Below are 26,968 nucleotides of genomic sequence, written 5' to 3' on the forward strand. Positions count from 1 at the left end.
CTGCAATCAGTGACCTAGTTGAATTTTTCATTTTTCTGCCTAACTACGATCCAGTGGTTATTTTGATAACTAAGTTCTACTGCAGCCCAACATTTTGCACCGGCGTAGAGTTTTGAAGAACCGTCCCCATAGTATTGATAGAAATCCTCTTGTTCGTAATCGATTTCAATAATCATTGAGTTAGGAAAATCGTCTCTACGATAAGCTTTAAGCACTCTAATATTTACTGGGCTCACCCAGCCGCCCTCAGAGTGATTTTCTATGGTTGTTTTGATTACTCCGGCGCATCCGTCATTACTGCCTGGGCATAGTTCTTTGTATTGGCTGGTGTTGCCACTGATGTAGGTGTAGTAATACAGCTGTAGCCAGTACTTTGCGGTGGCTATCGCGCCATCTTCACTATTGATAGTGATTAGTTCAGGTTTGACTGGAGGTTGGGTGCTGCGGGCTTGTTTCCTGGCAGTCTCAAGTTCTGGTGACAAGGTTGCGGTCGGTCTTGCACTGGCTGTGGGTGTACCAGTGGCCTTGCCGCTGGCTTTGGGCGTGGCTGTAGCTGCTTTAGTGCGTGCGCTGGCGACGGCGGCTTTACCACCAACACTGCTTGATACGCTCTGCTCTTGACTGTCACTACACCCGGCTAGGCCTGAACAGGCTAGTAAGGTTAAGGCCAGCGCAGCCTGCAGGCGGTGTTTATATGGTGGTGTCCTCATTGTGTTTCCCCCGTGATTAATCTGCGTTGATTCATCTAATTTGAAGTGGTGCCGTAGGAGTCAGCGAAGTAGAGGTTGAAGGGGCTGGATGTTTCGGTGGTGGTGACTGTGCCGTTGACCTGGTGCCATTGGGCCTGTCCAGCTATGCGCCACCGGGCCGTCCAGGAAGTACGTAACCTAATCACGTATCCGTTACCGGTTACTTCGTAGGGGTGGCTGACCGTGTAGTTAGGGTATGGGGTGCCCGGATCAGTAGTCTCAAAGGACTGGCCGTCTCCCCAATCCCAGTTAAAAGACACAGGGGTCGCCTCAACCTCAACAGGGGTACCCAACAGGGTGATGTTGAAGGTTTGCTTATCAGGGCTGGTCCACACCATCATGGGTTGCTTGAAAATAACGAAAACCTCGCCGCTGGGGTAACGGTTAATCCCAGAACCATGCGGGATGAGCCGGGCTACTTGCTCATTACTGACCGTGGTAGGCCCAGCAGTCAGTGGCGCGCCAGTGTTGACTTGGGCAGTGCACATTTCGTGGACTGTTACAGGTTTTCCTCCTGTTGCATGCGATAACAGGTTTGGGATTATGACGCATGCGAACTGGTATGTTGCCGCGTATATCGCGGCTGCTTCAGGGTCTGCCGGTCCGGCTGGCTCAGCCACCGCAGAAAAACCACCAGGGGCAGTCGTAGTCTCGCCTCGGCCTATGACAATTGTATTTCCTTCAGAATCGCCTTCTATGTGAGAGCTAGAAGCTGAAGCTATAGGGCTTGAAAGAATAAGCGACGATACAAGTAAATAGGTTAGAATATTAGTCTTCATGAGTGAATGCACCTTTAACTAACCACTGTGAACCGTTATATTCAAGTTCCACGGCAGCCCAGCGTGATTGTTTTTGATGATATTTCGTTTCACCCGTACTGCTATATTCGTTAAAAGGTTCTCTCTCGTAATTTACTTGTATTACTATCCTATCTGTAATGTCACCTCTGCGAAAAGCGGCAGTAAATTTTGGTATTACTGGATCTATCCAATTTCCTTTAGAATAGTCTTCTGTTGCATTTTCTACTGGTTTGGATGCGCCAGATTTGTTGGCAGAGCATAACTCTTTATATTCATCTACTTTGCCAGTGGTGTAGATGTAGTAATAGAGCTGTACCCAGTATTTGGCGGTGGCAATCGCCCCGTCATCACTGTTGACCGTGATCAGTTCAGGCTTAGGTGGGGGCTGAGTATCGCGCGCTTGTTTTCTAGCAACTTCAAGTTCTGGTGACAAGGTTGCGGTCGGACTGGCGGCGGCTGTGGGTGTACCAGTGGCCGTGCTGTTGGCTTTGGGTGTGCCGTTTGGCGTCTTGGCGCGTGCAGTGGCGACGGCGGTCTTAGCACTAGCCGTGTTTGAGGCGTTTTGTTCTTGGCTGTCACTGCACCCACTCAGCCCTGAGCAGGCCAGCAGGGTTAAGGCCAACGCCGCCTGAAAACTGCGTTTAGTTGGTGATGTCTTCATTGTGTTTCCCTCATGATTCATCTACGTTGATTCATCTAATTACGAGTTGCAACAAGCCATTGTTTAAAATTTTGGCTCTAGGTATTTTGGGCGTATTCTTCGGTGGCTCGTTTAGCTGCTTCAGGATCTACCGGCCCGGCCGGCTCGGCCACCGCAGAAAAACCACCGGGGGTGGTCGTAGTCTCACCGCGACCTATAACGATCCCATGTCCAGTACCATCTTTTTCTCCCTACTCGTCTGTATACATGGGAGTTGGTACAGCAATTACTGGAACCAGTAAATACACTAATTGGTTAATTTTCACGATTAACTGCCTCTTTAACTATCCATTGTGTGCCATTGTATTCGAGCTTTACACCCGCCCAGCGTGATTCTTTTTCGTGATATTCAATTCTGCCGTCGCTGTGATACTGAGTTACGCCTTCACGCTCAAAATCCACTTGTATCACTACATCGTTTTTAAAATCAGATCTACGAAAAGCATTAGTAAATTTTAAAGTGACCGGTTCGCTCCAGCCGCCGCGTACATGAGTTTCAGTCGCATACTCGACAGGCTTGGTTGCCGTGTCGCCGTTTCCTGGGCATAGTGCTTTGTATTCATCTACTTTGCCGGTGGTGTAAATGTAGTAATGCAACTGCACCCAGTACTTGGCGGTAGCTATCGCACCGTCATCGCTATTGACCGTGATCAGTTCAGGTTTGGGTGGTGGCGGTGTGGCCAGAGCACGCTTCTTTGAAGCTTCGAGCTCCGGCGTCATGATGAGTGTCGGGCTAGCTGTAGCGCTGGGCGTACCGGTTACAGTAGACGCGCCGGTTGCGGCAGGCACACCACTGGCCCTGGTTTTACCGCTGGCTTTTGGTGTTGCGGTGGCCGTCTTGGCGTGTGTAGTGGCGATGGCGGCCTTACCGCTGCCAGCATTTGAACCGCTTTGTTCCTGGCCTCCGCTACACCCACTCAGCCCCGAACAAGCCAGCAGGGTTAAAGCCAACGCCATCTGAAGACTGCGTTTAGTTGCTATGGCCCCCATTGTGTTCCCCTGTGATTTATCTACACTGATGAAGCTTTAAGGGAGTGTCGGGGAAGTATTACAAAGCATGGTACATAACACCCCATACTTTTGGAGTGTTATACATCGCGTTTAGTAATGCCTAATATTTTAGATCTGCAATCTGGATCTCGCAGGCAAATCAAAAAACCTGCACCAATGTGTCTTGCATCACCTATGAAACTGAAAAAAATTGCTGTCAAACCTTCTATTGGGCCCTATGTCAGCCTGTCGCGCTGTCCTTTAGTAAGTAGGTTTCCGTTTGATAGCAGGTTTGCCACCTCTTCTTCGTAGGCTCTTCAATGCTCCTGTCCGCCAACCCTTCCCGTAGCCTTGCTCGCCAACCCTTCCTGCTGAGTTCTTCTGGTGCGCCCCTAATGTTGGGTTGGTTGGATGCGTGATGTTGGGTTGATTGGAGATGGCTTGGCAATGTTGTCAACGCTGCCCAGCTGGGCGTTGTCAACGCTGTCCAGCTGGGCCCTAAGTTGGCTTTAGGCTTCTGTCGCTTAACTAGCTCCCTAAAACTGTGATCTTAGAAATAAAAGAAACCCGTAAAAGCCACCAAGCGGCATATGTAAGATAGGGGAGCTTATCAACACTGCTTACGTTGAGGTTTAAATGGAGCACTATCAACAGGTCGAAGTACACTGCGGTCCGCTTGTTGCCACTTTGCGCTACATGCCAGCAACCGGTCGAGTAATGGCCAGAGCTAAGCTAGGACTGGTTGCAAGTGTGGAACTAAGTAAAGCCGATGGTAGTGGGATCGATGCCTTAGATGCCAAAGTATCGATTTGTGCTAAGTTTCAAGGTAAACAATTATTTACACCAATTGTTATAACTAAAAAGATCTCTGAACGTGCTCATCAATGGGATTTGCGCTCCAAATCCCACGTAAACCCTGATGCTTTAGGCGCCCTACCTGAACAGCGCGAAGGCACCTTGGTAGTAACCGTTGAGTCCTTGGGTAAGAGTGTTAGCGAAGAGTTCCCGCTTAAAATCCTGGCCAACACAGAGTTTTTGCTACTACCTGAGCTTTGGGGCATGCTTGCCAGCTACGTGCAAACTCAAGACCCAGCTCTAAAGCGATTGCGTGAACAAGTACAGGAACTACTAGATACCCAACCAGCAAGTTCAGGGCGTCAAGAGCTGAAAAATTTAGCTGAAGCCTGTTATCAAGTACTTGGCCAATTTGAATTTCAACCAGATCACAGCGCTAACTCAACAGCAGCAACAAACATTTCGATTACTGCTGGAGAAGAAAGTTGGCAAGTGCCAGTAGTGCGTCTGCGAACTTCAGGTGAGGTTTTGCGACAAGGCACAGCCACGGCCTCGGAACTAGTCCTACTGTATTCGGCCATAGCCGCAGCTTGCCGACTAGAACCAGTATTAGTTATAGCGCGCGGTAGACTATTAGCTGCAGTAAACCTAGAACGCCCCTTAAATTCTGCAGTAGTGCAAGGCAAAATGAAGCCGCAGAATTATCTACGCGGTAAAAAATTATTGACCTTTGATCCAGTGCAGGCACTTAATCGAGTACCTTTTGAAAAAGCCGTTGCAGAGGCTGAAAAATATTTTGAGTTAGCACAGGGACTGGTAGATGTATGTTCGCATCTTAAAAACCATGTTGCAGAGTTGCCTATCAATGAATCTATAGAGGGCTTTGATGCTGAGGAAATTATGGCCAGCAATTGCGCCCTAGCTAACAGCGACGGCGCAGCTGAAGTAGTTCCCGATGCTACGGTTCTGGCTGATAATAGTAGTGGAAAACAGGGCAAAGTTGCCGAAAATATTGAAGCTCTAGAGCAAATTGAAGCGCCAGGGCAAGACTTAAAGGTAGATAATTCAGCTGAGCCACCTCACCGGGTGCAAGACTGGCAGCGACGACTGCTAGATCTAAAACTAACTAACCCTTTGCTAAGTCTTAAAACTAAAGCTTATAAATTAGAGCTACGTCAAGGTATGCTAGCTGAACTAGAGCAGCTAATTCTTGCCGGTCACAGCCTGTCCTTAAAGGATATGAAAGCGATTGACCCATTTGATAGGGGTAAAGGCATTGATGATGCCACACAGCTGTCAGATCAAGCCCTTCGCAATAAATTATTAGATCAACACAAAGTCCATATTGACACTAATCGCTCCACCTACACTAACGGCTTAAATGAACTGAAGAAAAAATCGTTGATGCTGGCTGAAGAAACCGGCAACGCTAACCTATACTTAAGCTTAGGGGAACTAACCTACGCTAAGGCAGGTAGAACCAACAAAGCCCCACTATTTTTAGTTCCAGTTAAGCTGGAACGATCATCTAAAATGGCTCCCTTCAAAATCAAATGTGATGGCGAAGGTGAAATAATCCCTAATTATTGCCTATCTGAATGGCTGAAAAAAGAATATGGCTTAACGCTGGTTACACTTAATGAGCTACCTGAAGATAACCTTGAGCTAGACATTTTGCAGATGTTTACGGCAATAAGCCGTGAGCTGGTAGAGGCTAACAGCGAGATGAAGGTGTCACAGACGGCATACTTGTTCATCGCTAACTTCTCAACCTTTAACATGTGGAAAGATATGGGGGAGTGCTGGGAAAAGTTTATGGCTTCTCCAGTTTTCACCCATATCGCTACCAGTTCTGGGCGTGCTTTCCTAGATCCCAATGGGGACAGCGATATAAGCACTCTTAAGACCGATGAAACTAAAAATATTTTACCAATTGCTGCTGATGGCTCTCAGTTACAAGCAGTCGTAGCTGCCACAAGTGGCCGTAGTTTTGTATTGCAAGGCCCGCCTGGAACTGGCAAAAGTCAGACTATCACTAACCTAATTGCCGCCAACCTAGTGGCTGGTAAAAAGGTGCTATTTGTGGCAGAAAAACAGGCGGCGCTAGACGTTGTCAAGGTTCGCTTAGAAGACATAGGTTTAAGTAAATTCGTGCTAGACATGCACGGAACCGACAATGTTAACAAAGCTGTACGCAATCAAATTAAAGCTGCCATTGACGCTAAATACAGCTATGAACCTGAACGCTGGCAGTTACGTAAGTCAAGGCTAGTTGAGGATATAAACGCGTTACAGAAATATTCTGATGCTATTCACACCCCAAACAAACTTAATAAATCACTTTGGGGAGCATTAACGTTAAGCGAAGATATTAAGCGTAATGATGATGCAAAGCTTATCTGCCTGCCAAGCGGTTATGCCCAAAATCCAAACCCTAGCCCAGACGAGCTTGAAGGTTTAGTGAAGGATGTGGCTAAAAACTGGGTTGATCCTGAGCTACTAGCCAGGTGGGAAGGCTTCGACCTAAGCGGCTCACTAAATAGTCTTAAAGAAGCTGCCTTAAATCTGTCTGCCGCCTGCGCTGAGCTGGCAGAAACTAGCGCTTTTGACCAGCTCATTGCCGGTGAGCTAAGCGCATCTAAAACAGGGGAGGACCTAGACTCATTCCTGGCTGTTAACCAAAAACAGTTACTTAGCCGCCCCCAGCGTGAAGAAGTTGAAGATACGCTGGCGCTAATTAAAACAGTGGTAAGCCAGGCTCGCTCACTTAAAGACCTACTCGAAGCCCTGCTAGCTACTTACTCGCAAGCTTTTATTGAAATCGGTGATCTTGACCAGCTAGAACAAGCCGCCACCCAGGCTAGAAGCTGGAAGCTGGGTAGGCGAGCACGTCGTCGCCACTTTGCCTCCATACTGGCAGGCGCCCTGCAGGCTGAACTTGCGGTAACTGCGCAAAAAAAGCTTGTTAAAACTTACCGGCCTAAAAAAGTTATGGAGTCGGTAGGGCAGATGCGCGCCTTGCGTGTCCAGATGTCCCATATCCTTGACCAACTCGATCAGCTACCTGAGCTAAAAAAGCGCCTGATGCTTTGGGATAACGATTTTGTGCAGCGCCTGGAAGATTTCCAAGCCTCGCTAGAGCTACAAGAAAAGCTACCGATTTGGTTGTGGGATGCGGGCGAACTGGCTGAGCTAAGGCAAGCCCTTAGGCAGCTAGAGTCCTCTGAGCGCACCTGGCGTGAGCTAACCCAGGCCCCTGAATGCAATCTTGGCGGCCAGGAACTAAAAACCCATATTGACCAGTGGATACAACGCGGCCAGCAGGTAGAGCAGGATTTGCCCAAACTGCGCCAAGTGGCGCGGCTAAACAAAGCTATCCAAGCTTTAGAAAGCAAAGGTTTAGATGAGCTTGCCGGCTACCTCAAACACCAGAAGTTAACCCCGGCCCAGGTGGAGGCTTCCCTAGAGCTGGCTCTGTGTGCTCAGTCAATTGAGGAGAGACTGGCGGCTTTTGAGCTAGATAATTTCGATGACGTCGAGCAGCAAGAGCTAACGCAAAATACCAACAAAAACTGGCAGCAGGTACGCGACATGTACCGCCAAGTTTTACCCGCCAAACTCTTTGAGGCCAGAGGCTGGACTAACCAACCAGACCAAGACACGCAGCAGCTACGTATGCAGCTTGACGCTAAACGTAACTCGGCTTCTATCCGTACACTGTTTTCCAAATACGGCCAGCAAATTTTAAGCGCCACTCCGTGTGTAATGGCCTCGCCTGCCAGTCTAGCCACCCACATTGAGCCAGGTGCGCTCATGTTTGACCTGGTGGTTTTTGATGAAGCCTCCCAGGTGACCGTGCCTCAAGCTATGGGTGCGATTGGGCGCGCTAAAGCCGCAGTGATTGTGGGTGACAATAAACAGATGCCTCCCACTAACTTCTTTGCCGCCAATCAAGACGATGACATGGCTGAAGATAGCGAAACCATTAACGATTTAGAGTCAATTTTGGATGAGGCCATGGAAGTGCGTCTGCCAAGCCTAATGTTGACTTGGCATTACCGCTCCCAGACAGAATCTTTGATCGCTTTTTCAAACCAGCACTACTACTCTAATGAGCTGGCCACTTTGCCTGCCGCCGGGCAAATGCCGGGCACGGGCATCTTCTGGCGCCGGGTAGATGGCCACTTCATGCGTAAAGCAGACCCCCACTACCAAGCCAATAAGCTAAACACTAACGAGGTGGAAGCTAAAGCTATCATTGAGGAAATTTCGCGGCGCCTAAACGATCCGCTAACTAAGGATCAAAGCCTGGGCGTGGTAACTATGAACGCCAAGCAGATGGATTTAATTACCACTTTGCTTGAAGAAAGCGATGATCCGCTAATTGCTGAGCATATGCCGGGGGAGGGGGTGGCCCCCGATAAAACTATTTTCGTTAAGAATCTAGAAAACGTGCAGGGTGATGAGCGCGACGTAATTTTAATGAGTGTGGGTTTTTCAAAGGACCCGTTAAAGAATCGTCTGCCGCTGAATTTTGGGCCGCTTAACCGTCAAGGTGGTCAGCGCCGGTTGAATGTGGCCGTCACGCGTGCGCGCACCGCCGTGGTGGTGTTTGCTTCGTTTGACCCTGAAGACATGCAGCTAACTAAAAACTCCGCCCAGGGTTTGCAAGATTTGCGTGACTATTTGCTGCTGGCCAGGGATGGGGTTAAAACAGATACCTCAACTCGCGGCGATAGGCAGGAGATTTTACTTCGTGATCTTTTGGCTAAAGCTTTGCGTGAGCGAGGCTGGCAAGTGCAAAACGATTATGGGTTAAGCGCCTATAAGGTTGATATTGCGCTGCGCAAACCTGGCCAGGAAAACTGGCAGTTCGCCTTGATTATGGACAGTAAGCGTTGGGCTAATTTGGCTACAGTCACTGACCGGGAACTGACGCCGTTGTTTTTGGAGCAAAAGCTTGGCTGGATCAAAACTATTCGCGTCTACACCCCGCTGTTGACTGAGGGGATTGAGCAATACGCTGATGCTTTAACTAGCCACCTGGAGGAAAAGTTAAAGGGCGAGTGTTTATGGGATTAGTTGTGGTCGGCGCCGCTGCCAGCCCCTGCTTCGTCGCTGACCTTGGCACCGACGTCGCTGGCGGAGCTATCTCCACCAGTCGCTTATGGTGACGCCCTGACTTTTGATAACGACGGCGCCGCTGGCTGCCTCTAAAAAGGGAAGGCGCTTATCGATGTCGGCCCCTGCGTCGTCGTTAAAGGTAGCGGGCGCGTAAAAAGACTGCTCCGGGCAGTTCCTAAACGGAAAATCCCGGAGCAGTCTTAAACTACCGCTAGCTAGACAGTGACTAGTAACTGTCTTGGCGGCGCGTAGTTAACCCGTGGTTTACAGGTCGTAGTAGAGCTGGAACTCTAGCGGGTGGGGTAGGGCGCGTAGCGGCTGAATTTCGTTGTCGCGCTTGTACTTGACCCAGGTTTCGATCAGGTCGGGGGTGAATACGTCACCTTCGGTGAGGAAGTCGTAGTCAGCCTCTAGGGCGTCTAGGGCCTGGTCCAAAGAGTAGGGTAGCTTTTCGATGTCGAAGTACTCTTCGGGGCTGAGCTCGTAGAGGTCCTTGTCGATAGGTTCGCGTGGCTCAATGCGGTTACGGATACCGTCGATACCGGCCATTAGTACTGCGGCGAAGCACAGGTAGGGGTTAGCCGAAGGGTCGGGCACGCGGTATTCGATACGCTTGGCCTTGGGGGAGGTGCCGGTGACCGGGATACGGATACAGGCGGAACGGTTACGGGCCGAGTAAACCAGGTTGACCGGGGCTTCAAAGCCCGGAACTAGACGGCGGAAAGAGTTAACCGAGGGGTTGGTGAAGGCTAGCAGCGCCGGGGCGTGCTCCAAAATACCGCCAATGTACCAGCGGGCTAGATCCGAAAGCTGACCGTAGCCGCGCTCGTCGAAGAACAGCGGCTTGCCATCTTTCCAAAGTGAGTGGTGGCAGTGCATACCAGAGCCGTTGTCGCCAGCTACCGGCTTGGGCATGAAGGTGGCGGTCTTACCAGCCTGCCAGGCGGCGTTCTTGATGACGTACTTGAACTTCATCATGTCGTCACCGGCAGCAAGCAGAGAGTTGAAACGGTAGTTGATTTCCTGCTGGCCGCCAGAGCCTACCTCGTGGTGAGCGCGCTCAATGTCTAGGCCAACTTCCTGGCAGTAGCGCACCATTTCGTCGCGCAGGTCTGCGTTTTGGTCGTTGGGGGAGACGGGGAAGTAGCCGCCTTTAAGCGCGGTCTTGTAACCCTGGTTGCCGCCCTCTTCGTCACGGCCGGTGGCCCAGTGACCTTCGGAGGAGTCTAGCTGGTAGAAGGTGTGCTCGGGGCTGACCTGGTAGCGGATGGAATCTAGCAGGTAGAACTCGGCTTCAGCGCCGATGTAGCAGGTGTCAGCGATGCCGGTGGAGCGCAGGTAGGCCTCGGCTTTAGCGGCAACAGAGCGCGGGTCGCGAGAGAAAGACTCGTCAGTGAAGGGGTCAACCACGCGGAAGTTAACGATTAGTGTTTTAGCGTCCCGGAAGGGGTCTAGGTAGGCGGTTGATAGGTCAGGCACTAGCTTCATGTCTGACTTTTCAATGGAGGTAAAACCACGGATGGAAGAACCATCAAACATTACGCCGTCTTCTAGCGCATCGCCTAAAGTGTGGGCGGGGATAGTGAAGTGCTGCATCACCCCCGGCAAGTCACAGAAGCGAACGTCAATGAACTCGACGCCCTCTGACTTAATGTATTCCTCTGCCTGGCGCGCATCCGCGAACATATGTTCCTCTTAAGTAGCCTAGGGAATGGGCAGCCGCTGTTTGCGACATAAACACTCTAACCGCTACAAGTGACGAAACCATAGAGACAATGTAAACAGTTTGTTTCATACAAAGTGGTTCTTAGCCTAAAAACTGCTGCTCGGGACGAAGTTCCTAGCTGGCAGGGGGCTAAATGTAGGGATAAAAAAAAGTAGCCGCTGACTTTGTCGGTCAGCGGCTGTGGGGCTAGTGAACTTTAGCGTCCACGCAGTGCGCGGCGGTTAATGCGGGCTTTGCGTGGGTCCATGCCCTTGGGGATGGGCAGGCCGTTAGAACCAATGGTGCTAAGACGCTGGGAGACGCGAGTAATTTCGACGCTGGTGAGGTACTTGGGTTTGGTGGGTAGTTTACGTAGGCGCTTGGTTAGTTCGATCAGGCGTACCTGGCCGTCTTCTGTGCCTACCTCAATGGCGTGTACCGCAACGTTGGGAACTACGCGGTTGACTTTGCGGGTTTCCTCATTGATGAGCTTGCCGGCGCGAGAGTGAGGGGCCTCAACGATTAGTACCACGCCGGGGCGGCCAACCATGCGCCACACCACGTCACGGTTCTTTTGGTTAATGAACACTGGGTTTTCTTCCAGGGTCCAGCCGCGTGGTAGCTGGTCGAGTACGGCTTTGGCGGCGCCGGGCATACCCTCGATCTGGCTGTAGGAGGCGCGCCTGACGGTCCATGACAAAATCATCAGGTCAATGGCGGCGATAACCAAAAGCGCCATCAAAATCCAGTACCACAGCGGCTGGCCGCTGGCCACAGAAATGGCTACAGCCAGGGCTAGGAAGGCCACTAACACACCCAGCAGGGCCCAACCTACCCAGGGGTAGGTGCGCTTTGAAATTGTGTAGGCGTCCTTCAGGTTTCGGGCGAAGGTACGGATGCGCGCCAGGCGCTTCTTCTTGGTAGCTGGGGTTTTCTCACTCACATGTATAAGGATAAACGATTTGGTGCTTTAACCAATAAAACGTCCCTTAGCTAGCTAAGCCTTGATGTGCTAGTAGCGAGCTGGCTTCTTGCATGGTGGTAACCGGTTTGGCCAGGTCACTTAGGTGCTCAGGGATAGGCCAGCCGCGTTTAAGCATGGCCCGCCCCCACAACAGCCCGGCGCGGTAGGAAGAGCGCACCATGGGGCCGCTCATAACTGCCGCAAAGCCCATCTGCTCCGCTAATTTAGCTAGAGCCACAAACTCTTGGGGTTTAACCCACCGGTCAATGGGGTGGTGTAGTCGTGAGGGGCGCAGGTACTGGGTGATGGTCAGGATGTCACAGCCGGCATCTACCAGGTCAGCTAGGGCATCTTCAATCTCGTCAGGCTGCTCACCCATACCTAAAATCAGGTTGGATTTGGTCACCAACCCAGCCTCGTGGGCGCGGGTGATTACCTCCAGTGAGCCCTCATAGGAGAAAGCGGGACGAATTTGTTTAATGATGCGCGGCACGGTTTCTAGGTTGTGGCCTAAAACTTCGGGGCGTGAGGAGAAAACCTCGTCCAAATGCTTGGGGTTTACCCGAAAATCAGGGATTAGTAGCTCCACGCCGGTGCCGGGGGACTGGGCGCGGATCTGGCGGGCAGTTTCGGCGTAAAGCCAGGCCCCGCCGTCGTCCAAGTCATCGCGAGCAACCCCGGTGACGGTGGCATAACGTAGCTGCATGTCGGCTACGGACGCCCCTACTCGGGCGGGCTCTTCACGGTCGAAAGTACCTGGGCGGCCGGTAGCGATATCGCAAAAGTCGCAGCGGCGTGTGCATACCCCGCCACCTACCAGGAAGGTAGCTTCGCGGTCGTTCCAGCATTCATAAACGTTAGGGCAGTTAGCTTCGGCGCAAACAGTGTGTAGTTTCTTTTCGCGCACAAGTTTACGTACGTCTTTATAGGTGTCGCCCACAACCGCCTTGGTACGGATCCAGGAAGGCTTTTTTTCGATAGGAACCTGAGCGTTGCGTGCTTCTACACGCAGTAGCCTACGTCCTGCCGGATTTACTGGGTTGGTCACGAATCTTCCTTTACGTCCGGTCTGTGCTTAGCCGTAACAACTATTTTAGGACTTTTTTCCCTGGTGGGATCGCGGTTTATAGTGATTTTGGATCCGCTAGCGGGCTCAGGTGCTCTTCCAAGTAGGGACGTAGCTGGTTGGCAACCTCGTTAACAGACCAATTCCCAGGCAGCTCAGCGGCCAGGGAGGTAACTCCGGCGTCGCTAATGCCGCAGGGAATGATCCGCTCTAGGCTAAAAGCTTCCAGGTCAGGATTCACGTTTAAACCAATGCCGTGCATGGTTACCCCGCGTGTAACGCGCACTCCCAGGGCGCAAATTTTACGTTCTGGGCGTTGTTCGTCAGCGGGCAGCCACACCCCAGAGCGCTGGGGTACTCGTATAGCGCCCAGCCCCAGGGAGGCTAAATACTGCATGACGGCGCCTTCTAAAGCACGCACGTACTCAATAACATCTAGGTGGGCTAGCTTTATTAGAGGATAAACTGTCAGCTGCCCAGGCCCATGCCAGGTGGTTTTGCCCCCACGGTCAACGTCAATAACCTCTACGCCACCAACCAGGTCACCGCTGGGGCGCTCCCAGGAGTGGGTGCGTTTACCCACGGTGTAAACCGGTTCGTGTTCAACCCAGATTATGGTTGATTTTCGCTGCCCAGAGGCAATTTGCGTGACATAATCGTGTTGGAGCTGCCAACCTTGACGGTAGGGGATTAATCCCGTAGTCACAACCTGCTCCACGCCTGTAACTCTATTACAACCTGACCCAAGCTTTGATACCGTTTCTTAACGGCGGATAGAATTCAGTTGTTACGTTAAAGGAAACCATGTTTAAACGACGCTCTCCTTCACAACCCGTAAAGACGGGGATCAAGGTTCCCAAGGTGGGTGCCTTGTGGGATGAGCGTGCCACTAAGGCTTTACAGAAACAGGGTTTCACTATTGGTGGCACGTTGGGCGGTGAAAATGGGTTGGTGCCGCGCCGCTGCCTGGACCGTAACGGCCGCCATGTGGTTATCCGTATTTGTAAACGTGGTGACGACGCCGAAATTAAAGCCCGCCGTCTGCTGCCGGTAAGCCACCATGGCATTGAGGATGTTATTGAAATCCGCCAAGCTGGCCCCGAAAAGGTAGCCATTGTCAGCCGCTGGGTAGAGTCCACTAACCTAGCAGTCATTTTAGCCGGCGGACGCACCCTGGAGCCGGGAGAGCTGGCTACGCTACTAGACCAGGCAGCCACAGCCCTGGCCTACCTGCACGAAAACCGCCTGGTACACGGCGATATTTCCCCCGCCAATGTTTTGGTGCTGCCAGATGGGTCAGTGAAACTGATCGATTTACTTACCGCCTATGGGCAGATTGGTACACGCCGCTATACCCCACCTGAAGGAGCCTATGGCGGTCACAGCGCCGCCGGTGATGTTTATTCACTAGGCGTGGTGCTGCAGGAAGCAGCTGGTGATTACGCACCGCCGCGACTAAGCGCAATTACTTCTTCGATGTGTCGCACTGACCCAGCTGAGCGTATTAGTGCCCGCACAGCGGCAGCTAGAGCTGCCGAGCTAGGTGCCCCCCAACCAATTAGGCGAGGCAACGCTGACGCTTTAGCGGCCAATGCGCTGCGTGATAGGGCAGTACGTGAACCCACCCGCTACTTGCCACGCGCCATGGAAAGCAGAAAACGCTACTTCAGCTTCATCACTTTAGCGGTGGTGGCAGCTTTAGCTGTAGGCGTTGGAGTTTGGCTACCCCACTCAGGCTGGTTAGATACCGACCCCGCCCCAGTGGTTAGCTCCTCAGCCACACTAGACGCAGACGCAGACCCCAGGGTCGCGTTGCAGTCTTTAGCCAGTCAACGCGACCAGGCCATTATGGGGCTTGACGACAAGAAAATGGCTACTGTCAGCGAGCCAGGCTCCACCGTAGCCAAGGACGACGCTAACCTGATGAGCCAGCTTAAAGCTAAAAACGTTAAAATCACGGGACTTAAAACAACCCTAGATGATTTTACGGCCGTGGCCGTGCCCGAGCATTTAGCTTCTAAATACCCTGGCGCCCAAGCTTGGCGGGCACGAGTAACACAAAGCGCCACTACACGCACCGAAAACGGCCAATCACGTCAAGTAGACGCCCCAGAACCTAAGTATCAAACTTTCGTACTACTTTCTTCCCCCTGGCGCCTAGTAGAGGTTTACTAACCCGCCTGGGCCCGGGGCTGCCTTAAGCTGTTGTGGGGCTTGTGACTGTGGGGTGCGTCAGTGGTTTTTGCAAGGCACTGGTTTGCGGCGAGCGACGCGACGGTCTAAAGCCGCGAGCGCCATTTGACACTGTCATGGCTTTGGGTTTGGCTGTTTAGGGCTTTGTTTGTGTTAGCCTGAAGCTAGGATTTATGTCAAGGGGGCGCCATGGAGCTGACCTACCGTTACCTTGCCCCTTCACGCCTGGACGCGGGCGGTCTCACTTTAGCTACTTCTGGTGGCTTTACCCCTAGCGGGCAGGTAGCTAATCCTTATTTTTTCTCTGGTTTTATGCGCCACCCTGACGTGGTTGGGGCCGGCCTGTTAGCGGTGGCACGCCTGGCACGCACCAGGTTTTACACGCCCCCCACTATGGGGCGTGGCGGTGAACCTACAGGCACACTTGACCCGGTGGTTACTAGCACAGATGAGGGCCTGCGTTTTGAATCTTTCAGTGCCTGCTGTGGGGTCTATGCGCGCCTGGACGTTGACAAGGCCGCCTTGGATGCCACCCATTTGGGGGTGGGGGTAACTAATGTGGATGTTAACCAGCCTTTACGTGCGGCCTTAGCGTCACTGCGGGTAGGGGAGCCTTTACACCTGAGCGTGGGTCAGGCAGGGTTAAAAGCCACCACTTTGGATTACCAGGTACATGAAGAAAAAGTACCTTTGACGCAGCGGTGGCTTAAAAGTTTTGCCCAAACCCAGGTGCTTAGTTCAAATATGGCTTTAGTGCATCGGTTAGACGCCACCCAGGCGCGGGCTTTTATTCGCGCCCTGCCGCGCTCTAGCTCTACCGGCTGCGTGATGTGGGCGGCTAAAGCCTTACGAGGCCTGCGCCTGGGCACAACCCCCACCCCGGCTAGCGTGTGCGTGGCCGGCCCTGAGCGGCTGCGAGTGTTTGAGCCTTTAATGCATCAGGTAACTTGTCTAGAAGCCTATGGGCCTAGCGTTGGCGAAAACAGTGAAGCAGTGGCTAGCCTGTGGGTGGCGCACCTGCCCGGGGCACGGCTAAATGTTGGGCTTAGCCCCGCTAAAACACGTGGTTTTTCGGGGGAAGGGGCAACGCTTGCACTACTAGGCTCCGCCCCTGAAAAAGACGACGCCGCCTGGCTTAACACCCTGCTATCTTTCCAAGGGCGTATTGATGTGCCCGAGATAGCTATCCAAGTGGGGCTTAGCAAGCAGCGGGTAGCTGCGGCACTGGCTTTGCTGGCCGCTAGTGGCCAAGTGGGTTTTGATGTAACCAACTCCAGCTACTTTCACCGCCCCTTACCGGTTAAAGACACGCTAGAAGCCATGCATCCACGCCTAGCCGGGGCGCGCGCACTACTAGATAAGGGAGCTATCAGACCCCAAAACAATCTGTGCTACCAGGTAGTTTCAGACGCCAACCACTACCAGGTACAAGCCCCCCAGAACCGTCTTAATATAGGCGCCTACCAGTGCACCTGCCCCTGGTGGCTAAAACACCGGGGCGGACGGGGCCCATGCAAACATGTTTTAGCCGTATACCTAAAACTTAAGGAAAACAAATGAACCCAAAACGCCGGCCACAACAACTAGACCAATGCCAAGACTTTTGGGCCCTAGACCATTGGGTAGACACCCACCCAGACCAGTTCACCCTAGAGCAAGTCTACAAACGCATGGTTGAAATCAACCAAGGCCCACCAGAAGCATCACAACTACAACTATGCGCCAAAACAGACTCCTACTGGATAGCTGGCATAGGGTTCATACACCTAGCCCAAATGCATGGCGAGCTAAACCTAGAGTACAACCAAACCTACCAGACGGCCCTAATTGGCCTAACCCCCGCCCTGCAGATGCCACTTATGCGCGCAGATAAACACCTACGCCAAAAACTAGTGTGGCTCATGCTAGCCCAAGAAGGCAACCAAGGCCTATCCCTAGCCAAATGCGACAACTCCGCCACCCGCCCCGCCGGCACAATGGGCTGGTCACGCACACTAAAAACCTGTATCGACGAAGGCCTAATTGAACGCGACCAGCTACTAGATACGCTTTTACAAATGCTAGCCGCAGACTTTCCCGCCACCCGAGCCGGCTGGTATTCACGCACTTTACGCATGCTAGCAATGACCCCAAACGAAGCAGCTTCACGTCAAGCACCCCTATGTGCACTGCTAACAAGCCCAATCACAGCCACCACCACCCTGGCAGTAAACGAACTAGCAAAAACCTCCCACACCAACCAACTAGACACCACCCTTTTCCTACACCACTGCCCAGGCGCACTAACAGGCACCAAAACCAACGCCGTCGGGGTACTAAAAAATCCTGCTAGACAACCTCAACGCCATAAACCCAAACCAAATACAGCCCCTACTAGACCTAGCCCTAACATTCCCACACCCCCAAGTCCAGCGCCTAGCCCTAGACCTAGCCGAACAAAGCCTCAAAGCCAAACTCATCGAACCAACACAACTAACCCAACTACTAGCCCAAACCCAGCTAGACCCCCTAACACAACCCACAGCCCAAAAACTACAGGCCACACTAACCACCCCCACCCCCCAAGACCCAACAAACACCAACACAGCAGAACCCACCCCAAAACCCAACGCACCAACGCCGTCACCAATCACAACCCCACCCACCCAAACAACCAAACTAACCCCCATAACCAGCCACAACCTATACGGGCAAACAACCCTAATAGCCCAAGAAGAAAAACTAGGCCTCAACTTCGAACTACTACTCAACTACCTAGCCACCAACCCAATCCAACCCACCCAACCCCTAACCAAACTAGCCACACGCCTAGCCAAAGGTAAACCCAGACCAAAACAAATAATCGGACTCCTCCTACAACTAGCCCTCAACCCCCAAACCACAACCCAAAAACAACTAGCCTCAACCCTCAACAACCTAGAAACACAAATACCAACCCTAATGCGCCAAAGAATCAACGAAATCGGCGCCCTACTAAAAAACCACCAAACCTACCAACTCCTCGCCACCCCCACCCACAACGACGGAACCATAAACCCACTAACCCTAGTACAACGCACCCTACAAAACACCACCACCAACCCACCCCCAGCCGACCTAACCCAAGCCCTACTACGCCTAAACCCCAACCACCCCGACACCCCAACCGCCCAAAACCTACTAAACCAACACAGCCACAAACTACCCCCCAACCAAACCAAACAAATAACCCAAGCCCTAAACGGCACCCTAGCCAAACAAGCCCAAAAATACCTAAACACCATAACCATCACATGGGTCGGCCAACAAGCCTACAACCCACGCACCGGCACACCCAAAACCAAAAACAACACCCCCATCTACGCCTACTGGCGCCCCCAAATAAACACCCCCACCCCACCCACAAACCCACAACTAACCCCCCTAACAGACACCACCAACACCGGCACAGACATTGAACCCCACCAATACACCCACCCCACCAACCCACGCCACCTAACCATCTGCCTACTAACCAGCCAATGGTACAAACAAGACAGCCAACAACTAACCCCAAACTGCTACCAAGCCATAACCCAACACACCAACCACCTAGACCCACTCACCGCCCAACTACTACCCCTAGCCATGGGCGAAAACAAAACCGAACTACGCACACTCGGCACCGAAACCCTCAACAACCTCACCACACACCAACAACTCAACTACAACGACACACTCACCGCCTTCCTCACCACAGCCAAAACCATAAAACTAAACCGCTGGGCACAAGCCTTCAACGACCTAGCAAACCTCAACCCACAACTAAGCCTCAAACTACTACTAGACATACTCCCAACCCTGAACCCAAACCAACCCGGCATCAACAAACTCCTAGCCACAACCACCACCCAATACACCCACGCCCAAACCCAAGGCTGGGCACCCCCACTAAACCAAAACACCCACACCTGGCTAAACCAAATCACCGGCACAACCCAAACAGCCAAATACGCCCACACCCTAAAACAACTAGACACCAAAAACCCCACAGCGCTCGCGGTTGATTAGGACTTGGCGGTTGACCACAGCTTGGTGGCTGACCACAGCTTGGCGGTTACTGTGGCCAATGCGTCCTAACAGTCGGCTCTAGCACTGGAGTAACCGGGGACTGGGTCTAGCGCTAGAACAACCGGTTCTAGTGGTGGAGCAATAACGTGCAGACTGGATTCTAGGGGTGGTTTTATAAAAAAGGGGGGCTTGCAGCTAATGCTGCAAGCCCCCCTAGAAACTGTTGGTTACAGTTTCTAGTTTTACAGTCCCAGCTCGCCGGCGAAGTCGCCCTCTTCCAAGCGCTTCTTGACGGTCATCAGGTAACGGGCAGCGTCAGCACCGTCAACCAGGCGGTGGTCGTAGGACAGAGCCAGGTAGCACACCGAGCGGATACCGATGGTTTCGTTGCCATCAGCGTCACGCACCACGCGCGGCTGCTTGGTGATTGCCCCCAGGCCCAAAATAGCTACTTCAGGCTGGTTGATGATGGGGGTGTCAAACAGGGCGCCACCGCTACCAGTGTTGGTAATGGTGAAGGTGGAGCCGCTCAGCTCCTGCGGGTTGACCTGGTTGTCGCGGGTGCGGGCCGCAAGGTCGTTAATACGCTTAGCCAGACCCGGAATGTTCAGGTCACCAGCGTTCTTAACTACCGGAACCAGCAGACCACGCGGGGTGTCTACGGCAATACCGATGTGCTCTACCGCGTGGTAGGTAACTTCCTTGCCGTTGATAGAGGCGTTGATCTTGGGGTGAGCCTTGAGCGCCTCGGTGGCCGCCTGCACGAAGAAGGGCAGGAAGGTCAGCTTGGTGCCGTTAGCAGCCAGGAAGGCGTTCTTGGCGCGAGCGCGCAGCGAAGCGATCCGGGTTACGTCAACTTCCACCACAGTGGTCAGCTGCGCAGAGGTCTGCAGCGACTCGATCATGCGGGTGGAGATGACCTGACGCAGGCGGCTCATCTTCTCAGTCTTACCGCGCAAAGTGGTGTCCACAGCCGGCTTAGCAGCTGCCGGCTTTGCAGAGACCGGGGCGGGTGCAGCCGGGGCCGGAGCCTGGGCGGCAGCCTGAGCAGCAGCCTTAGCGGCGGCTTCCTGAGCAGCCTTCTCAGCGGCAATCTGGGCGGCCTTAGCTTCCACATCTTCCTTACGGATGCGTCCACCAACCCCAGAACCGGTGACGGTGCTTAGGTCTACGCCCTTTTCACGCGCCAGCTTGCGTACCAGCGGGGTTACATAGGCCGAGTTAGTGACAACGCTAGGTGCCGGCTCAGCTACTGCAGCGGGAGCGGGCTCAGTTACCACAGCTGGTGCCGGTGCCTGAGCTACCGGGGCGGGAGCAGCCGGAGCTACCGGGGCAGGTACGGCCGGAGCGGGAGCCGGGGTGGGCTCTGCTGCTACAGGTGCCGGGGCAGGCGCAGCCGGGGCAGCGCCGGGAGCGCCAATGATGGCGATAGGAGTGCCAACATCTACGGTCTCGTCTTCAGGAACCAGCAGCTTAATAACTACACCGGAGACAGGGGAGGGCACGTCGGTGTCTACCTTGTCAGTGGCCACCGATACCAGCGGCTCGTCAGCCTCAATGGTGTCGCCTACAGCCTTGTACCAAGAAGAAACGGTGCCTTCAGTTACAGATTCACCCAGGGCCGGCATGGTTACCTCAGTGCCAGCGGTGTCGTCACTGTGGGCCGGGGTTGCAGCAGGCGCAGCTGGTGCCGGGGTGGGCTCTGCTGCTACAGGTGCCGGGGCAGGTGCAGCCGGGGCAGGAGCCGATTCGGCCACGGGCGCCGGCGCAGCTTCAGCGGCGCCACCTAGGCCAGAGCCGTCACCAATAATGGCGATGACAGTGCCTACGTCAACGGTCTCATCTTCAGGAACTAGGATCTGCTCAACTACACCAGAGACAGGGGAGGGCACGTCAGTGTCTACCTTGTCGGTGGCCACCGATACCAGCGGTTCATCGGCTTCGACGTGCTCGCCTACAGCCTTGTACCAAGAAGAAACGGTGCCTTCAGTTACAGATTCGCCCAGGGCGGGCATTTCAACGGAATGTGACATGGTCTTACTATCTACCTATCTCAGCCGTGGTTGTGTAAGGGCTTGCCGGCAAGTGCCATTGCGGCCTCGCCGAGAGTCTCGTTCTGAGTGGGGTGGGCGTGTACCAGGGCGGCGACGTCGTCGGCGTAAGCCTCCCAAGTAACCATCAACTGGCCTTCACCTACCTGCTCACCCATGCGGGCACCGATGGCGTGGAAGCCCACGATGGGGCCATCCTTGAGAGCTACCAGCTTGACGAAGCCCTGGGTGCCTAGGATCTGGCTCTTAGCGTTACCGGCTACGTTGAACTCACTGGTGACGACGGCGTCCGCGCCGTACTTGTCCTTAGCCTTAGCTTCACTTAGACCCACCGAGGCAATCTCAGGCTCACAGAAAGTCACCTTAGGAACCAAAGTGTCGTCAACCGGGCGGGTTTCTAGGCCAGCAATGGTTTCAGCGACCTGAATACCCTGGGCAAAGCCACGGTGAGCTAGCTGCACGCCGGGGACAATGTCGCCCACAGCCCAGACGCCAGGGACATTAGTGCGGCAGTAGGCGTCAGTGAGCACGAAGCCACGCTCCATCTTTACGCCCACCTGCTCAAAGCCCATGTTTGCGGTGACCGGGCCACGGCCGACGGCGATCAGCAGCACCTCAGCCTCGTACACGCCCCCGTCACGGGTGAACACCTTCACGCCGGTAGCGGTGCGCTCAACGCGTTCAAACATGGTGGAAGTCTTGAAAGCAATCTTGCGCTTACGGAACGCACGCTCAAGCTGCTTAGAAATGGCCTCATCCTCATTGGGAACCAGGTGGGGCAGGCCCTCAATAATGGTGACCTGGCTGCCTAGGCTGGTCCAAGCTGAAGCGAACTCAACACCAATAACGCCACCACCCAAAATAATGGCGCTGGCCGGTACGTGGTCTAGTTCCAGAGCCTGCTCACTGGTGATAACCGGGTAGGAAATCTCCTGGCCGATAGTTTTAGAGGTAGAACCGGTAGCCAAAACCACGTTCTTACCACGGTATAGACGCCCATCAACCTCGACGGTGTCAGCGGCAACCAGGCGTCCCCAACCGGAGACATACTCAATGCCGCGTGAGGCAATTAGGCCCTGCAGGCCCTTATACATACGGTTAATGATGCCGTCTTTGTAGGCCTTAACTTTAGGCATGTCAATTCCCGTTAGCTGGGCGTTAATACCCAGGGCGGGAGCCTCACGTAAAGAATCTACAGTTTCAGCGGCATGTAGTACTGCCTTAGTGGGCACGCAGCCTCGGTGCAAGCAGGTGCCGCCAACCTTATCGGCTTCGATAAGGGCAACCTTGAGGCCAAGCTGGGCGCCACGTAGGGCGGCAGCGTAGCCACCTGAACCAGCGCCAAGGATAACCAAGTCGTACACGGTGTCAGTCACGAAATGCTCCTCGCATTATGGGGGTCCGTCCCAACTGGGGCGGTAGGTGCATGACCTAATTGTCTCATTGTTTAACAACGAGGTGTGCCAAAATGCCCGGCCGATCGGGACTGTAGTCCCGATCGGCCGGTGATAGTGGTCACGACATGTCGTTATTTATGCTGTTTTCTTAGGCTTTGGCCTCAATGAAGGCCAGCATGGTGCGTACACCCGCGCCGGTACCGCCAGGCAGGTTGTAGCCCCAGGCGGCGCCGTCGTTATAAGCCGGGCCGGCCACATCCAGGTGAGCCCAAGGAGTGTCAGCCACAAATTCTTTAAGGAACAAACCAGCCTTAAGCATGCCGCCGGCACGGTTGCCCATAGTGGCGTTGGTCAGGTCAGCGAAAGGAGTGTCGTACTCGGCTGCCATGTATTCAGGTAGCGGCATGGGCCAGAAGTCCTCACCAGCAACCTTGGCGGCTTCAACCACCTCAGTGCGGGTGCTCTCGCAGCCCATCACGGCCGAGGTGCGGTTGCCCAGCGCCACAATCTGGGCGCCGGTTAGGGTAGCAATGTCGAGCACGGCATCAGGGTTTTCAGTTACAGCCTTCGCTAGCGCATCGGCCATAACCAGGCGACCTTCAGCGTCGGTGTTGGTCACTTCAACCGTCTTGCCGTTGAACATGGTGATTACGTCGCTGGGGCGAGTAGCGTCGTTAGCAGGCAGGTTCTCCGCAATAGCCAACCAACCAGTTACGTGCACATTTACGCCCAAGCTGGCGGCAGCAATCACAGTACCCAGCACCGCAGCGGCGCCAGCCATATCCGACTTCATCTCAGGCATGGAGGAAGCAGGCTTAATAGATAGACCGCCCGAGTCGAAGGTGATGCCCTTACCGATCAGAGCCACGTGGGACTTAGCGGACTTGGGGTGGTAGTCCACGCGTACCAGACGCGGGGGGTGAATAGAGCCCTTACCAACCCCGATAATGCCGCCAAAGCCTTCCTTAACCAGCTGCTTTTCTTCCCACACCTGGTAGTCAACCGGTAGGTGCTTAACTGCTTGCTTGGCAAATTCGGCGAAATCAGCGGGAACCAGCTTGTTGGGCGGGTCGTTGACTAGGTCACGGGCAATGTTGACGCCATTAACTACTTTCTGAGCGCGCTCAATTTCTTCAGGGCAGGCGCCTAGAACGTAAATCTTGGCTACCGGCTCAGGTGAGGCGGGCACGCGTCGAGCCCATACATAAGCTCCCAGCAGGGCGCCTTCAGCTACCGCCACACTGTCTTGGGCAGTGGGGGTGGGGAAAGCAATAGCGGCGCTGTCGGTGCCAGATAGTTCACGGGTGGCGCGGCCAGCCGCGCGGCGCAACGTTTCCTGGCTTAGCGTCTGCTTACCAACACCAACTAGCAAAATGTTCTTGGCGCTTAGTCCAGAAACAATCGCAGCGGGTAGGCGCAGTACCTGGTCTAGTGAGGCCTTGAAACCTAGCTCCTGAGCGGTTTCAGTCAGTTTTTGGACAGCTGACTGGCCTAGCCCTTCCAAGCCCTTGTGCTCGGGCAGGTGTAGTACGACGCCGTCGGCGCCGGCACTAGCCAGTAGGATCAAGTTATTTACCTCGACCGTGGTAAGTGCCTCTTTGGAAGCAATTAGTTCACTCATGCCCCTCATGTTACCCGTCCTCTAGGCCTTATGGGCCGTGTGGGCTGCACAGTTGCGTTAGAATTCCTGGTGGTTACAAATGGGAAAGGTGTAAACGTGGCTGATACTCAAGAGTGCACCCCAAGTGCCTCACCAGCGCGAACGGTTAAGGATGACCGTCGTACTGCTTATGGCTGGGGCAGGTTAATGGTGGTGCTCTATGCAGTGCTTGCGTTAGTTATCTTGATTCCGGTTTTCAACACCACCGACTACCAACTAGGCACCTATATGGATTGGCTAGCGGTAGTGGTTTACGCGGTGATTGCTGTGGCCGTGGCGCATAACGGGCGACGCATGCGCATCCTAGGTGGGGTGGCTTTAGCTATAGCCACCATCCAGTGCCTGGTCGGTTTTGCTTTCAATGAGGCCACTTATGGTGCTGCCTGGGCTGGAGGCGGGGCGGCTTTAAGCTATGTGCCACTGGTGTCTTGCCTGCTAGGCGCAGTGTGGATGTGGGCCTCTAATCCGCGTCGTATCGTGCAAAACGCTGAGCGTATTACCGACATCAAGCGTGAGCTGGCCGAAAAAACCGCTAGCTAAGCACAGGCTGCTAACCGCCAGATTAGCTAAGCCCCAGACTAACTAAGCCCCAGATGCGTAGGCTGAGCCTGGGTTTAAGCCCTACATGAGGCTATTAAAACTTCTAGACAGTGACTAGTATTAGACGGCGACTAGCGGCTAACAAGTAGGGGCGGCTCCCAAAAGGAGCCGCCCCTACTTTGCGTTAAGGCTTACTTGAGGTTCAAGATCGCGGGGGAGTAGAGCTTCTCCTCGCGGTGGATACCCCAAACCTGGCAGTAGAAGCTGAGCTCAGCTTCCAAAGCCTTAGTAATGTTTTGGGCCAGACGGAAACCGTGCTCTTCTCCACGGAAAATCTCTAGGGCCACCGGCAGTCCCTGAGCGTCAACAGCATCGAACATAGATTCAGCCTGGTTGACCGGCACGATCGGGTCAGAGCTACCCTGCAGCAGTAGTAGCGGTGCGTTAATCTCATCAACATGGTTGATGGGGGAACGCTGGGCCACTACCGGATCATCTAGATCCTTATAGCCGATCAAGGTTTGCACGTAGTGAGCCTCAAACTTAGGCATCTTGCTTTGGGCTAACAGCTTCAAGTCAGCGATGGCGTAGCGGGTGCATACCGCAGAGAACACATCAGAGTGAACTGCGGCGTTAAGAGCGGTGAAACCACCGGCGCTAGCGCCGCGTACTGCGATGCGCGCGGGGTCTACCAGACCACGCTCCACCAGGTACTTGGCGCCGCTGATTACATCAGCAACGTCCACCTCACCCCAGCGGCCGTAAATAGCCTTGCGGTAAGTGGTGGAAAAACCACTAGAACCACGGTAGTTCACGTCCAGGTAGGCAAAACCACGGCTGGTCCAGTACTGCACCCCAAGGTTGTAGGTGGGGTCTGCGGCACTGGTGGGTCCACCGTGAACATTAACGATCAACGGGGGTAGCTCCGAGGCGCCTTCCTCGCTTTCAACGACATTATCGGGGTGGTAGAAGAAACCGTGCGCTACCTGGTCATCGCTGGTGGGCCAAGTTAGGGGAGTAGCAAAGGCGATGGAGTGCAGGTCAGGCTCGCTAGCTCCTGAAGAGCGCAGCACGGTTACCTTGCCATCGACCACTTCAATAATGGAGGGGCCGTTGGTTTCGGTGGCCGCCAAAACCACTACACGCCCGCCGTCACTGGCCACGTTACCGATAGGCTGCCAGCCGGTGTGCCATTCTTCAAGTTCACCATTAGACAGCTTGACGGTGCCCAGGTGCCACACCGCGTTGCTGGCCCAAGAGGCGATCAGGTGTTCGCCGTCGAGAACATCGTAAGAGTGTAGGCCCAGTTCCCAAGCCGGACGCGAGAAGGTGGCCTCCATCGGGTGCAGAGCGCGTACTCGCAGGTGGTCAGCCCAGTCATCGCCGTGCACCCCCAAAGGCGGGAAGCCTTCCGTGCGGTAAAGGTTGCGGTAGCCAGACTTGTTGGAAATGAAGCACAGATCCACGTTGTCAGCCCAACGCGGCTCAGAAACAGATACGCCTTCCTCATCGGCTAGCGTGCGCTGGATGCCAATGGTGCCATCCTCATTGAGGTTACCTACGTGCAAAGTGGAGTAAGCCCAAGGCATGTAGGGACTGTTCCAGGTGATCCAGGCTAGGTGTTCGCCGTCGGGGCTGGGGGTAGGGGAGGCCACAAAGTCTGCGTCCGCAAAGATTGTCTTAACCTTGGAGTCGTCGCGGGCTGCAGAGCCATCGAGCGGAATAGCTACCAGGGTGTTTACAGTCTCAGCTCCACGGTGGTCTTCACGTACTGCGTAGACCAGCCCACGGGCGGCGTCGATCTCTAGATCACCATGGCGCATTTCGCCGTAACCAGTTAGCGGCACTAGGCCGGCAATACGCCGCTTTAAGTCAAAACGGTATACACGCCCATCGTTGCCGTCACAAACCACAATCACGCCATTTTTAACGGCGTAAGCCTTGCCGCCGTACTCGTGCACGCGTGAACGTACGTCCACCAGGGAACCTGAAGGCGTGGGCGGCAGAATCTCACCAATAGAACCGTCACTGCCACGACGCAGTAGTACTTGACGCCCGCCCCGGTTAGAGCGGCGTTCAACCCAATAGGTGTCCGCGCCATCAATGCGCAGTTGCGACAGGTGTACGGTACGCGAAGTGATTAGCTCCGGCGTCACCGCCGATGGCCAGGTACCGTAAGGTGCTTGTTGAGTCATGGATGCTTCC

The 26,968-nt window shown here is 54.0% G+C and carries 18 protein-coding genes; 6 read left to right on the forward strand and 12 right to left on the reverse strand.

The features are described 5' to 3' along the window. Positions 1 to 14 precede the first annotated feature (14 nt). The 4 genes from HMPREF0045_RS09940 to HMPREF0045_RS01865 all read right to left on the reverse strand — a co-directional run bounded on the left by HMPREF0045_RS09940 (position 15) and on the right by HMPREF0045_RS01865 (position 3,239). Positions 15 to 710, reverse strand: coding sequence for a DUF6318 family protein (locus HMPREF0045_RS09940; protein WP_005984952.1), 696 nt, complete (start codon positions 708 to 710; stop codon positions 15 to 17). A 35-nt stretch (positions 711 to 745) separates the two neighbouring features. Continuing rightward, positions 746 to 1,237, reverse strand: coding sequence for a hypothetical protein (locus tag HMPREF0045_RS10880; protein ID WP_050807414.1), 492 nt, complete (start codon positions 1,235 to 1,237; stop codon positions 746 to 748). Positions 1,238 to 1,517: 280 nt separating this feature from the next. Further along, on the reverse strand, positions 1,518 to 2,210 hold the full coding sequence (locus HMPREF0045_RS09950) for a DUF6318 family protein (RefSeq protein ID WP_005984956.1): 693 nt from the start codon (positions 2,208 to 2,210) through the stop codon (positions 1,518 to 1,520). Positions 2,211 to 2,504: 294 nt separating this feature from the next. Further along, positions 2,505 to 3,239: a DUF6318 family protein gene (locus HMPREF0045_RS01865; protein WP_005984958.1), complete on the reverse strand. Its 735-nt coding sequence runs from the start codon at positions 3,237 to 3,239 to the stop codon at positions 2,505 to 2,507. A 750-nt stretch (positions 3,240 to 3,989) separates the two neighbouring features. On the opposite strand from HMPREF0045_RS01865, the gene HMPREF0045_RS01870 reads away from it, so the two are divergent. Beyond that, positions 3,990 to 9,116, forward strand: coding sequence for a DUF4011 domain-containing protein (locus tag HMPREF0045_RS01870; RefSeq protein WP_196793388.1), 5,127 nt, complete (start codon positions 3,990 to 3,992; stop codon positions 9,114 to 9,116). Positions 9,117 to 9,422: 306 nt separating this feature from the next. Here the strand turns inward: HMPREF0045_RS01870 and glnA are convergent, their stop codons facing one another. From glnA to lipB, 4 genes are all read right to left on the reverse strand, one after another. Further along, the gene (gene glnA / locus HMPREF0045_RS01875) at positions 9,423 to 10,844 is read right to left on the reverse strand and encodes a type I glutamate--ammonia ligase (protein ID WP_005984964.1); all 1,422 of its coding nucleotides are present in this window, start codon (positions 10,842 to 10,844) and stop codon (positions 9,423 to 9,425) included. A 236-nt stretch (positions 10,845 to 11,080) separates the two neighbouring features. Next, positions 11,081 to 11,806 carry a DUF4191 domain-containing protein gene (locus HMPREF0045_RS01880; protein ID WP_005984965.1) on the reverse strand — a complete coding sequence of 242 codons (726 nt, stop codon included), beginning with the start codon at positions 11,804 to 11,806 and terminating at the stop codon, positions 11,081 to 11,083. Positions 11,807 to 11,852: 46 nt separating this feature from the next. Beyond that, the gene (locus tag HMPREF0045_RS01885; RefSeq protein ID WP_005984966.1) at positions 11,853 to 12,875 is read right to left on the reverse strand and encodes a lipoyl synthase; all 1,023 of its coding nucleotides are present in this window, start codon (positions 12,873 to 12,875) and stop codon (positions 11,853 to 11,855) included. A gap of 76 nt (positions 12,876 to 12,951) precedes the next feature. After that, positions 12,952 to 13,611, reverse strand: a complete 660-nt coding sequence (gene lipB, locus HMPREF0045_RS01890; protein WP_040315648.1) for a lipoyl(octanoyl) transferase LipB — start codon at positions 13,609 to 13,611, stop codon at positions 12,952 to 12,954. An 86-nt stretch (positions 13,612 to 13,697) separates the two neighbouring features. On the opposite strand from lipB, the gene HMPREF0045_RS09495 reads away from it, so the two are divergent. The 4 genes from HMPREF0045_RS09495 (at position 13,698) to HMPREF0045_RS01905 (ending at position 19,115) form a co-directional block, all read left to right on the forward strand. Then, complete coding sequence (locus tag HMPREF0045_RS09495) at positions 13,698 to 15,068, forward strand: protein kinase domain-containing protein (RefSeq protein WP_005984968.1); 1,371 nt, start codon at positions 13,698 to 13,700, stop codon at positions 15,066 to 15,068. 207 nt (positions 15,069 to 15,275) lie between these two features. Continuing rightward, the gene (locus HMPREF0045_RS01900) at positions 15,276 to 16,646 is read left to right on the forward strand and encodes an SWIM zinc finger family protein (protein ID WP_005984969.1); all 1,371 of its coding nucleotides are present in this window, start codon (positions 15,276 to 15,278) and stop codon (positions 16,644 to 16,646) included. 299 nt (positions 16,647 to 16,945) lie between these two features. After that, entirely contained in the window at positions 16,946 to 17,908 is a 963-nt protein-coding gene (locus HMPREF0045_RS11285) for a DUF6493 family protein (protein WP_414105155.1), read from the forward strand. A gap of 19 nt (positions 17,909 to 17,927) precedes the next feature. Beyond that, positions 17,928 to 19,115 (forward strand): DUF7824 domain-containing protein, encoded by a 1,188-nt coding sequence (locus HMPREF0045_RS01905; RefSeq protein WP_462138030.1) that lies wholly within the window; start codon positions 17,928 to 17,930, stop codon positions 19,113 to 19,115. 242 nt (positions 19,116 to 19,357) lie between these two features. On the opposite strand, the gene sucB is transcribed toward HMPREF0045_RS01905, so the two are convergent. From sucB to HMPREF0045_RS01920, 3 genes are all read right to left on the reverse strand, one after another. Next, entirely contained in the window at positions 19,358 to 21,148 is a 1,791-nt protein-coding gene (gene sucB, locus HMPREF0045_RS01910) for a 2-oxoglutarate dehydrogenase, E2 component, dihydrolipoamide succinyltransferase (protein ID WP_005984972.1), read from the reverse strand. Between the two features lie 20 nt (positions 21,149 to 21,168). Continuing rightward, positions 21,169 to 22,542, reverse strand: a complete 1,374-nt coding sequence (gene lpdA / locus HMPREF0045_RS01915) for a dihydrolipoyl dehydrogenase (RefSeq protein WP_005984973.1) — start codon at positions 22,540 to 22,542, stop codon at positions 21,169 to 21,171. A 169-nt stretch (positions 22,543 to 22,711) separates the two neighbouring features. Continuing rightward, positions 22,712 to 24,184: a leucyl aminopeptidase gene (locus HMPREF0045_RS01920; RefSeq protein ID WP_050807415.1), complete on the reverse strand. Its 1,473-nt coding sequence runs from the start codon at positions 24,182 to 24,184 to the stop codon at positions 22,712 to 22,714. A gap of 96 nt (positions 24,185 to 24,280) precedes the next feature. Between HMPREF0045_RS01920 and HMPREF0045_RS01925 the strand changes: the two genes are divergently transcribed. Then, positions 24,281 to 24,763: a hypothetical protein gene (locus HMPREF0045_RS01925; protein ID WP_040315649.1), complete on the forward strand. Its 483-nt coding sequence runs from the start codon at positions 24,281 to 24,283 to the stop codon at positions 24,761 to 24,763. 191 nt (positions 24,764 to 24,954) lie between these two features. Here the strand turns inward: HMPREF0045_RS01925 and HMPREF0045_RS01930 are convergent, their stop codons facing one another. Next, complete coding sequence (locus HMPREF0045_RS01930; protein WP_005984977.1) at positions 24,955 to 26,958, reverse strand: alpha/beta hydrolase family protein; 2,004 nt, start codon at positions 26,956 to 26,958, stop codon at positions 24,955 to 24,957. Positions 26,959 to 26,968: the final 10 nt, after the last annotated feature.

Origin of the sequence: Actinomyces graevenitzii C83 (assembly GCF_000239695.1) — a bacterium.
GTDB lineage: Bacteria > Actinomycetota > Actinomycetes > Actinomycetales > Actinomycetaceae > Actinomyces > Actinomyces graevenitzii.